The sequence below is a fragment of the Spirillospora sp. NPDC047418 genome (assembly GCF_040643275.1).
Taxonomy (GTDB): domain Bacteria; phylum Actinomycetota; class Actinomycetes; order Streptosporangiales; family Streptosporangiaceae; genus Spirillospora.
In genome coordinates this window covers 21751-32287 of the sequence record NZ_JBEYTW010000099.1, presented here as the reverse complement: position 1 = coordinate 32287, position 10537 = coordinate 21751, and the positions used below count along the sequence as shown (strand labels likewise).

General features: G+C 69.2%; 7 protein-coding genes. 5 read left to right on the top strand and 2 right to left on the bottom strand.

Features of this window, described 5'->3' with window-relative positions; all coding sequences use genetic code 11:
• Positions 1-738 precede the first annotated feature (738 nt).
• Positions 739-2172 carry a WGR domain-containing protein gene (locus ABZ806_RS37585; RefSeq protein ID WP_500223111.1) on the top strand — a complete coding sequence of 478 codons (1434 nt, stop codon included), beginning with the start codon at positions 739-741 and terminating at the stop codon, positions 2170-2172.
• 217 nt (positions 2173-2389) lie between these two features.
• On the opposite strand, the gene ABZ806_RS37580 is transcribed toward ABZ806_RS37585, so the two are convergent.
• Both ABZ806_RS37580 and ABZ806_RS37575 read right to left on the bottom strand, forming a co-directional pair.
• Positions 2390-3247 carry an aldo/keto reductase gene (locus ABZ806_RS37580; RefSeq protein ID WP_500223108.1) on the bottom strand — a complete coding sequence of 286 codons (858 nt, stop codon included), beginning with the start codon at positions 3245-3247 and terminating at the stop codon, positions 2390-2392.
• Between the two features lie 858 nt (positions 3248-4105).
• On the bottom strand, positions 4106-4903 hold the full coding sequence (locus ABZ806_RS37575; RefSeq protein WP_500223106.1) for a TetR/AcrR family transcriptional regulator: 798 nt from the start codon (positions 4901-4903) through the stop codon (positions 4106-4108).
• Between the two features lie 246 nt (positions 4904-5149).
• Between ABZ806_RS37575 and ABZ806_RS37570 the strand changes: the two genes are divergently transcribed.
• From ABZ806_RS37570 to ABZ806_RS37555, 4 genes are read left to right on the top strand one after another with little or no spacing between them, the layout of a single operon-like run.
• The gene (locus ABZ806_RS37570) at positions 5150-6718 is read left to right on the top strand and encodes a class I adenylate-forming enzyme family protein (protein ID WP_500223104.1); all 1569 of its coding nucleotides are present in this window, start codon (positions 5150-5152) and stop codon (positions 6716-6718) included.
• Entirely contained in the window at positions 6715-7998 is a 1284-nt protein-coding gene (locus tag ABZ806_RS37565; RefSeq protein WP_500223102.1) for an acyl-CoA dehydrogenase family protein, read from the top strand. The genes ABZ806_RS37570 and ABZ806_RS37565 overlap by 4 nt, the downstream gene beginning before the upstream one ends.
• A complete protein-coding gene (locus ABZ806_RS37560) occupies positions 7998-9416 on the top strand; it encodes a 4-hydroxyphenylacetate 3-hydroxylase N-terminal domain-containing protein (protein ID WP_500223100.1) in 1419 nt (472 codons plus the stop codon). Before ABZ806_RS37565 ends, ABZ806_RS37560 begins: the two co-directional genes overlap by 1 nt.
• Positions 9413-10525 carry an acyl-CoA dehydrogenase family protein gene (locus ABZ806_RS37555; protein ID WP_500223098.1) on the top strand — a complete coding sequence of 371 codons (1113 nt, stop codon included), beginning with the start codon at positions 9413-9415 and terminating at the stop codon, positions 10523-10525. Before ABZ806_RS37560 ends, ABZ806_RS37555 begins: the two co-directional genes overlap by 4 nt.
• Positions 10526-10537 lie beyond the last annotated feature (12 nt).

Genomic DNA, 10537 nt, shown 5'->3' with positions numbered 1-10537 from the left:
AGGACCTTCGACAAGCCCTATCCTCCCAGCTCGGGGCACTTTTCTTGTCTAAACGGTCACGCTCGAACCGCCGCCCGGTGAAAGCCCGAGGTTAGTAGTGGGAGATCGCAAGGTATCTGATCTTCCTTGAGACGCACCGTACTGCGCCGAGTTACGGTCCCTGACCTGCGGTGATGTTGGAAAGGTAGGCACTTGAGGCGTGAACGGTCGTGTTCACACCGAAGAGGTCACTGGTTCGAACCCAGTATCGCCCACCCCTTACCCCACAGGCCCTCCCGCAGAATCGCGGCAGGGCCTGAGTGATCAACTGGGGGGATTTTGGAGATCATCTCCCTCCCACCCGAACGAGGGTCACGAGAACACCTGCCAGGTACATCACTCTCCGTAGCAATGAGGGCGGGGACAAGACCGGTGTCCTGTCCCGCCCGCAGAGCCGTGTCCTAAGTGCTCGCCAGACGCACTATCGACGACTCGGCCGGTTTCCGGGTCCTTCGCCGGGCCGACCGGATACCTTGCGGACGCCGCCATCGGCTGGCCGCTGACCTTGCGGCGATGGCCGCTGCCGTACTCATCACCCCCACTGGCTGAGCGGCCTCCCCCTCCGAACTCACGGCCGCCGGGGCTGCTCTCGGTCGTCCCTGCCGTCATGGGCACTCTCACCCGATCTGTCAGACCTGATCTGTATTGTCGGCGACGCCCGACAACGGGTTCGCGACATCAGGTGATCGAGAGGCTGGAATGGCGGAGCACCGCACGTACCTTGAGTTGTCCGAAGACAGCGCCACCGCGCACAAGTTCTACGAGGTGGTCCGCTCCGGCAACCGAGTCACCATTACCTACGGCAGAATCGGCACCTCCGGCCAGAGGAAGGTGTCCGATTTCGCGACCGAGGCCAAGGCTGCGGCGGCGGCCGCCAAGAAGATCGCGGAGAAGACCAGAAAGGGCTACGCGCCCGCCGTGCGGGGCGTGCGGCAGGCCCGTCCTATCAGCAGGCGCACCATGGTCAGCACGAGGTCGACCGCGCGGCAGGCGCCGGTGCTGTGGCGGCTCGCCACCGGCGCCGCCGCATTCGGCATCTTCGTCGACCAGGAACGGTGCTGGGTCGGTAATCAGAACGGCGACGTGTACACCGTCACCACCGACGGCACGGTGACCGGCCGCTACCGGTTGCCGAACGGGGTGAAATGCATCGTCGCCGACGACTTCTGGATCTACGCCGGCTGCGACGACGGCAGGGTGTACGACCTCAGCGGCAAGGTTCCGCGTGTGGCCTACGAGATCTCCGCGAACGTCGACATCTACTGGCTGGACATCGACGATGCGATCCTCGGAGTCTCCGACCGCAACGGCCGTGTCACCGCCGTCGACCACGAAGACGAGTACCAGTGGTCGCGCGATGTCGACGGCGACTCGGCCTGGATGGTGCGATGCGACGCCGAGAGCAACACCATTTATCACGGCCATTCATGCGGTGTGGCCTGCTATTCGGCCGCCGATGGCAAGCCGGTCTGGCAGACCGCGGTCGGCGGAAACGTGCTGTTCGGCTGGCAGGAGAGCCGTTCGGTGTACGCCGCGACCGGCAATAACGACGTCTACCGGCTGGCCAAGAAGAACGGCGAGGTCGAAGCGGTGTACCGCTGCGACGCCGCCGTCTTCGCCTGTGCGACCTCGCCTGATGGGCGCCATGTGTTCGCCGGAGACAACCACTCCTCCATCTACTGCTTCGACGAGGACGGCACCCGCCTGTGGAAACTCGGCACGGGGCACGGCTCGGCCTACTCGATGCAGTTCTTGGACGACAGGGTCTACATCGTCACCACTGACGGGTCGCTCGTCTGCATCGACGCCTCCGAGACCGCCATCCACGCGGCGCAGCAGGGCTCGGTCCCCAAGCCCGTGGACGTGAAGGTCGCCGCTTCACTGCCGGCGGCCGAGCCGGCGGCAGTGCTCGAAACCACCTCCCAACCGGGCGACGCCGTCATCGTGGAGTGCTACCAGGATGGCCCTCGGCTGCGCGTGCGAGTCATCAGCGAAGGGTACGAGCAAGATTGGAACGTGCAGTTCCCCAAGGAGATCCGCCACCCCGGCACCCGTTACGCCGTCGAAGGCGTCCGCACTTCCGGCCGCGGCGGCTTCTACCGGGCCTACGGCGAAATCCGACGCCTCCTCTGACATCAGCCCTCGGAATGTGTGGCGTGCGAAGGAACGGTGTTGTAGAGCCGGAAGCCGCCCTGGTGCGGGATCGACGCCGGTAGCGGAAGGTGTGGCCGGCCGCGCACGTTCGGCACGTGCCGCTCACCTCCGCCGCGGCCCGGCGGGCGGCGCCGACGCGTCGCCGGCGAGGTCTTGGGCCGCGAACCGCAGGCAGCGGCGGTTCACGGTCCCTGGGTCACTTGCCGCTGTAGACGGGGAACTTGCCGTACTCGCCGTAATCCTGAGCATTCAGACCGCGCAGCGCGGCCATATCGTCCTCGGAGATGAGGAAGTCCACGTCGGCGTTGGAGCGCATGTGCTCGGGATTGGCCGTCTTCGGCAGTGACACGGTCCCCAGCTGCAGTGTGTAGCGGATGCACAGCTGCGGGACGCTCACGACATACTTGTCGGCCATCGCCTGGACATCTGTGTTCTTCAGCATCTGCCCGTGCGCGATCGGCGAGTAGGCCTCGACGAGGATGCCCTTGCTCTGGCAGTAGGCGATCAGCTCGCTGGGGGTGTTGCCGACGTGGGTGAGCAGCTGGTTCACGTGCGGGGCCACGGTCGCGGTCCGCAGGATGTTGTCCAGGTCCTGCTGCAGGAAGTTGGAGACCCCGATCGAGCGGAGCTTGCCCGCCTTGTGGGCGTCCTGCAGGGCACGCCACGCTTGGCGGTTGCCCTCGGCGTAGTCGCCGCCGCGGAAGTCGTTCCACGGCTGCGGGCTGTGGATGAGCATCAGGTCGATGTACTGCAGGCCCAGCGTCGCGAGGGAGCCGTCGATCGCGGCGACTGCCTGGTCGTAGTCCTTGATCTCGGCGGCCAGCTTGGTCGACACGAACAGCTCGTCGCGGGGGACGCGTGCGGTGCGGACGCCGTCGCCGACGCCGCGTTCGTTGCCGTAGGCCTGCGCGGTGTCGATGTTGCGGTAGCCGATCTCCACGACGTCTTGCACGGCTTGGGCGGCTTTGTCGTCGTCGATGAACCAGGTGCCGAGCCCCAGCTTCGGGATCTCGACGCCGTTGGACAGGGTGTAGCACTCGTTCAGGATCGTCATGCGTTCTCTCCGTTCTTGCGCAGGTCTTCGCCCGGGGTGATGAAGGCGACGTGGGAGAACCACGAGTCGGCCTTCGCGCCGTGCCAGTGCTCGGTGCCGGCCGGGACACAGATCACCGTTCCCGGCTCCAGGCCGACGGGGTCCTCGCCCTAGGCCTGGTCCCAGCCGCGGCCCGCCGTGCACAGCAGGATCTGGCCACCACCGCCGCCGGTGCCGTGATGGATGTGCCAGTGGTTGCGACAGCTCGGCTCGAAGGAGACGTTCCTGACCGGAACGCTGCGATCTGGTCGAATTCTTTATCGTTCATGTCGTTTCCTTGAGTTCGTCGACTCCGAGCCCTCGTGGAGGTGCGGGCTCGCGGTAGTAGGTGAAGTTGCCGTCCGTGTTCACTGGGCCCGACAGCCGAGGCTGTAGAGCCTCAGCATCGGGGAGACGCTGCCGCCTGGCGGCCGGGCCGCACCAGCGGCTGCTCCTCCCTGGATGGACAGACGGACGGCAAGGTGCGCGGCTTCCTGGTCCCAGCGGATACCCCCGGCTTCTCTGCCCCGTAGACCAAGGCGATCGCTGTCTCCAGGCAGGCGCGGGCGGCACCGAGGGGAATGCTGCTCGCTCTGCACCTCGGCCGGCTCAAGGATGCCGGGCGCCTCCGGCCCGAGCAGGTCAGCCCTCGGCAAGCTGAACAACGTTCGCGAGGCCAGCAAGATCGCCCGGGAGTGCCGCACGATCCTCGCGGCCGCCGGGATCACCCTGGACTACCCGGTGATGCGACAATCCACCAGCTGGTCGTCGGCAAGGCTCTGACCGGCCACGCCGCCTTCACATGAGCCGGGCATGCATGCTGACCGGTCGAAGACGCGGTCAGGACTGCGAGGGCGCCGCGGTGACCGGCTGCGGCGCGGCCCAACCGCCGGGGACGGCGCCGGTTGTGGCGGGGTGTTCCTGGAGCCCTATCGCGTCAGCCCACAGTGTGGTCAGCAGGTCGATGACGTCGTCGGGTTCCGGGGCCGGGGCGCCGTGGCGGGCCCCGACGACGAATACGTCGTGGCAGTACGACTGCACCATCAGGTTCATCGCGCGCGACACCTCGACCGGGTCGAGGTCGGGGCGGATCACACCGAGTTCGATGCCGTTGCGCATCTTGCGGGCGAAGCCGCTCTGAAACTGGTTCTCGAAGTCGCGCCGGAGGTCGGCCAGGCGCTCGTCGACGTGGCTTGCCACCTGCCAGAGCGAGAAGAACGGGCTGTTCTCGGCGTAGAGCGTGACCAGCGCCGCGATCGCCCGCCGGAGCCCGAGCCGTCCTGACGTGGGCTTCCAGTCGTCGGCTCCTGCCTGGAGCATGCGGAGCGCGTGGTCCGCCGCCAGGGTGGCCACGATGTCGTTGCGGTCGGCGAAGTACTGGTAGATCGTCGGCAGGCTCACACCCGCGTCCTGGGCCACGTCGTTGAGCGAGGTGTTGAGGTAGCCGCGCTCGGTGAAGAGACGGGCGGCGGCCTCGAGCAGCTTGCCGCGGGTCCGCATCGCCCGCGTGCCGACCGGAGTCTCCCGGCCGTCTTGGCGCCGGACGGCCAGTTTGATGTCCTCGGCGGCCTTGATCAGTTGCCGCAGGCGCGGTGAGTCCTGTGCCTCGGCGTCCAGGCCGTCCGCCTCGCTGGTCATCGTCGTCTCCGTCGCCCTCTCGGTTTCGCTTGTCCGCCCGTCCGGCACCGTGCCCGGCGGAGTCTGACGCCGCATCCTAACTGATGGTTAGTCAGAACAGCCAGTCGAGCTGGTCCAGCGACCGCTCATCGAGTCCGGATCTTCTCGGACGTGACCGCAGGGTGGCCACTCTTGCATATCCGGCAGGTTTCTGAATAAATTCAGGATAGCGCGATGAGGCGTTGCGCATCTAGGGAGGCGTGCGAGATGCAGTTGTCGGGGCTGGCTCCGGGTGACTGGGTGACGCTGAACGCCCGGTTCACCCCGGACGCCGAGTGTTTGGTCTCCGCCGAGGGTGACGTCCTCACCTTCGGGCGGGTCGACAGCCGGGTGACCCGCCTCGTGCGAGCGCTTCGGGCACAGGGTGTCGGCCGCGGAGACCGGGTCGCGATCATGGCCACCGATTCATGCGGGTACGTCGAGGTGATCCTCGCGTGCATGAAGCTCGGCGCCACCTACGCGGCGTTGAATTTCCGCCTCGCGCCCGCCGAGGTGCGCACGGTGCTGGCGGCGAGCCAGGCCAAGGTCGTCTTCCTCAGCGGTCGCTACGAGGAGATCGTCGCCGGCTGCTTCCCCGAGGCCGGCGCCCATGTCCGCGCCCGGGTCACGTTCGACACCTCGGAGGACGGCCTTCCGACATTCGAGGAGTTCCTCGCCAGCGGCACGGCCGGAGCCGAGATCGAGTCGGTCACGACCGACGACGACATCCTCGGCATCTCGTTCACCAGCGGTACGACCGGGACGCCCAAGGGCGTGCTGCAGTCGCAGCGGATGATCAAGGCGATCACCCAGTCCGGAGTGCTCGAACTCGGTATCCGGCCAGGCGACCTGCTGATGTCGGGCGCTCCGCTCTTCCACGCCGGCGGCCTCGGTCACGTCATGTACGGCGTCTCCCGCGGCGCCGGCTCGGTGGTGCTGCCGCAGTGGGACCTCGAACTCGGACTGCGCTGGCTGCAGTCCGGGCGGGTGCGGCAGGCGATGCTCGTGCCGAGCATGATCATCCAGCTGCTCGGGCATCCGCGGGTCCGCGAGACCGGATACCCGATGCTGCGGTCGATCATGTACGGCGGCGCCCCGATGCCGACCTCGGTGATCCGGGAGATGGCCGAGGTCTTCGACTGCGACCTGCACAACGGCTTCGGCGCCGGCACGGAGGCCGGCGGGCAACTGGTGCTGCGGCCCGAGGACCACCGCCGCGCGCTGGCGGGTGACGAGTGGCTGCTGGGGGCGATCGGGAAGCCGGCGTACGGCTGCGACGTGCGGCTGCTGGACCCCGGCGGCGACGAAGTCTCCGACGGCGAGGTGGGCGAGATCGCGAGCCGCGGCGACACCGTCATGAGCGGCTACCTCGGCCAGCCGGAACTGACCTCCCGTGCGGTGCGCGACGGCTGGTTCCGGGCGGGTGACCTCGCCTGGAAGGACGCAGAGGGCTACCTGCACCTCGCCGGCCGGGCCGACGACATGATCGTTCGCGGCGGGGAGAACGTGTACCCGGTCGAGATCGAGGACGTCATCGGCGATCACCCCCGGGTCGAGGAGATCGCGGTCGTGGGCGAAGCCGACCACCACTGGGGGCAGGTCGTCACCGCGGTGGTCTCGCTCAAGGGCGGCGGAGAACTCACGGTCGCCGAACTCCGCGAGCACTGCCGAGGCAGGCTCGCCAGTTACAAGACTCCGACCAGGCTGGTCGTGGTCGGTGAGCTTCCGCGCAACTCGACCGGAAAGATCGATAAGGCCCTGCTGCGGGAACGGCTCGCCGAGGGCGTGGTCGCATGACGGCCACCACAGCCGGCTCCTCCGCGGGCCCGACCCTCGAGGAGATCGCCGCCGAGGCGCACGCCTTCCTCGCGCCGCGCGTGCCCCGACGGGCCCCGGCCCGCCTCGGCGAGGGCCTTGACGACGTGATGGGCGTCGGGCTGCGCCGTGGCGATGCCGAACTGGTGGAGGTCGAGGCGGCCCGCGACTGGCAGCGGGACCTCTTCGGCGCCGGGCTCGCCTGGATCGACGGCCCGGCCGAGTACGGCGGCCGCGGGCTGACCGAGGCGCACCGCAACCGCGTGCACGCGGTGCTCCGCGAGTACGACGTGCCCAACACCGCCTGCTTCATGGTCGGCCACGACATCGTCGGGCCGGCGATCCTGGCCCATGGCACCGAGGAACAGCGGGCGGCGTACCTGCCCGGGATCTGGCGCGGCGACATCATCTGCTGCCAGCTGTTCTCCGAGCCGGGCGCGGGCTCCGACCTGGCCAGCCTGCGGACCTCCGCCCGCCGCGCCGGCGAGGGGTGGCTGGTGAACGGCCAGAAGGTCTGGTCGTCCTACGCCCACCTCGCCCAGCTCGGTGAGCTGCTGGCCCGCACCGGTGATCCGGCCGACCGGCACCGCGGCATCACCGCGTTCCTGGTCGACATGGGCACTCCCGGCATCGATGTACGGCCGCTGCGGCAGATCACCGGCGCCGAGCACTTCAACGAAGTGTTCCTCGACGACGTCGCCGTGCCGGACACCCAGCGGATCGGCGAGGTCGACGGCGGCTGGCCGATCGCGCTGACCACGCTCACCAGCGAGCGGTCGCTGATGGGCGACGAGCACAACGGCCTGATGAACGACCCGGTCCGGCGACTGTACGCGCTGGCCGAGTCGACCGGTGCGGACGCGGACCCGGCCGTCCGGGAGTTGCTCGCCGAGGCCTGGGAACGCGAGCAGATCGTGCGCGAGACCGCCCGGCGCAGCCTGGCCGCGCCCGCCGATGAGCAGACCGGGTCGGTGCTCAAGCTCATGAGCACCGCCGACATGGAGTTCTACATCGCGGTCGCCACCCGGATCCTGGGGCCGCGGCTGGCCGTCGACCACGGCACGTGGGGCACGTTCGCGTGGAGCCAACTGCTGCTCGGTGCCCCGGCGCACCGCATCGCCGGCGGCAGCGACGAGATCCAGAAGAACATCATCGCCGAGCGCGTACTCGGCCTGCCCCGCGATCCCCGGCCCCCGATCCCCGACCGGCCCCCGATCCCCGACCGGCCCACGACGACACTGCGACAGCGAGGACCAGCCTGATGCTCACCGGTGACCAGTACCTCGACTCCCTCCGTGACGGCCGGCGGCTGTTCGTGAACGGTCACGCCGTCCCGGACGTGACCGAGGAGCCGCTGCTGCGGGGCGGCGCTCTCGCCGCCGCCCGCGGCTACGACCAGCACTACCAGCCCGGCGACGACGCGTTCGGCCCCTACTTCTTCGTCCCGCGCTCGGTCGAGGATCTGCGGGCCGCCCAGGAGCGCCAGCTGCACTGGGACTTCCCGACGATCTCGACCTCCAGCGGCCTGCTGATGGTGCTGACCGCGGCCAGCCGGATGCGTCCGGACTTCCCCCGGTACGCGGAGCGCGCGCTCGCCTACTTCGAGGAGAGCAAGCGGCGCGACATCCGACTCGTGCAGACGATCACCGACGCCAAGGGAAACCGGTCGCTGTCGCCCGCGAAGCAGGACGATCCCGACCTGTACGTCCGGATCGTCGACCGCGGCCCGGACGGCATCGTCATCCGCGGGGCCAAGCTGCACATCAGCTCGGCCGCGATCGCCCACGAGCTGATGGTGATGCCGACCAAGCGGATGAAGCCGGGCGAGGAGGACTACAGCGTCGCGGCGGCGGTGCCGGTCAACGCGCCCGGCGTCCGGGTGATCAACGCCTCCTTCGCCCCGCGGCCGGATCTGGATCCCGACCTGTTCCCGTACAGCTCGCGGCACGTGATGACGGAGGGGTTCGTCGTCTTCGACGACGTCTTCGTCCCCAATGAGCGGGTGTTCCTGGCCGGTGAGATCGAGCACTCGGCGACGTTCGCGCATTCCCTGGGCCTGTGGGAGCGGCTGGGCAGCGTCGGCAGCTACGTGCGTCTCGCGGACACGCTGGTCGGGCTCGCGCAACTGGTGGCGGAGGCCAACGGCCTGCAGCGCATCGGCCACATCAAGGACAAGATCGCCGAGATGATCACCTACGCCACCCTGATCCGGGCCGGCTTCGAGGCGGCGATGCACCATGCGACGTTCACCCCCGAGGGCTGGGCGTCGCCGGACGAGATGTTCACCAATGCCGCGAAGTACCACGCCGCCGCGCAGTTCAGTCTGATGGTGCGCCACCTTCACGACATCGCCGGCGGCTCGGTGCTGACCGCGCCGTCGATGGCCGACCTGCGCAACCCCGAGACCGGACCGGACCTGCAGAAGTACATGCGCACGATGGAAGGCGTCGAGGCGGATTACCGCATGCGTCTCTTCCACACGATCCGCGACTTCACCGCGGACGCTTTCGGCGGGTGGAAGCATGTCACGGTGATCCAGGCCGGAGGCGGTCTGTACGCCCAGAAGGTCGTCGTCTCCCACCACTACGACATGGACGCCGCCAAGGCGCTCGCCCTCGAGACCGCGGGCATCACGCCCGACGGTCAGTTGCTCACCTTGCTCGCGGACGCCGAGCGATGATCTCGGCCGAGGAGTCGCGAGCGCTGCGCGACGCCACCCGCCGGGTCGTCCGCGCGTCCACACCCCAGAGCGCGGACGACCATGAGGCCGCCGCGGCGGCGCCGCTGGACCGGCGCATGTGGACCGGGATGGCCCGGCGGCTCGGGCTCCAAGGCGTGCGGGTGCCCGAGGAACTCGGCGGCACGGGCCTGGATCTCGAGGCGGAACTGGTCGTCCACGAGGAGATGGGCGGCGCCCTGCACGGCGGGCCGTTCCTGCCGGTCGTCGGGCAGGCGGTCCCTGCCCTGCTGACGCTTGCCGGCGACGAGCGTGCCCGCACCATGCTCGCGGAGATCGCAGCCGGTACGTCGGTGGTCGTACCGGCCGACGCCCGCTGGTGCCGGCCGGACGCGGTGCTGCCCGTCCTCTCTGACGGTGCGGGTGGACCCGCGGTCTCAGGTGTGGTGCCCGGGGTACTGGCGGGAACGGCCGCCGACGGCTGGCTGGTGCCGGCCGACACCGGTGGGCGGACCGCGCTGGCGTGGGTGCCGGCCGACACCGCCGGGGCGGTCACGGAGCCGATGACGACGATCGACCTGACTCGCGGATTCGCGACGCTCCGGCTGCGGGAGGCCGCAGCCGTCGTGCTCGCGCGGGGCGGTGAGGCCGAGCGGGCCCGGGACGCGATGGAGACGGGCGCGGCCCTGGCGCTGGCGGCCGAGTGCGTCGGCATCGCGGCCGAGGCGCTCGACCTGACTGTCGCCTACGTCAAGGTGCGTGAGCAGTTCGGGCAGGTCGTCGGTGCCTTTCAGGGCGTCAAGCACCAGTTGGCCGACCTGTACGTGACACTGGAGTCCGCCCGCTCGGCGCTCGCCTTCGCAGCCCGCTCGGTGGGGGAGAACCCGCCACTGCGGGACGCGGCCCTCGCGGTCGCGCGGCGGCGGTGCGGAGCCGCGGCCTTCGAGGTCGCGGGCGAGGCGATCCACCTGCACGGCGGCATCGGGTTCACCTGGGAGCATCGGGTGCACCTCTACTACCGCCGCGCAAAGACCAACCAGGTGCTGCTCGACGCCGGCGGCGGACAAGCCCAGATGATCGCGGCGAACGTCGCGGCGCTCTACGCCGCCTGAGTCGGAGGGGCC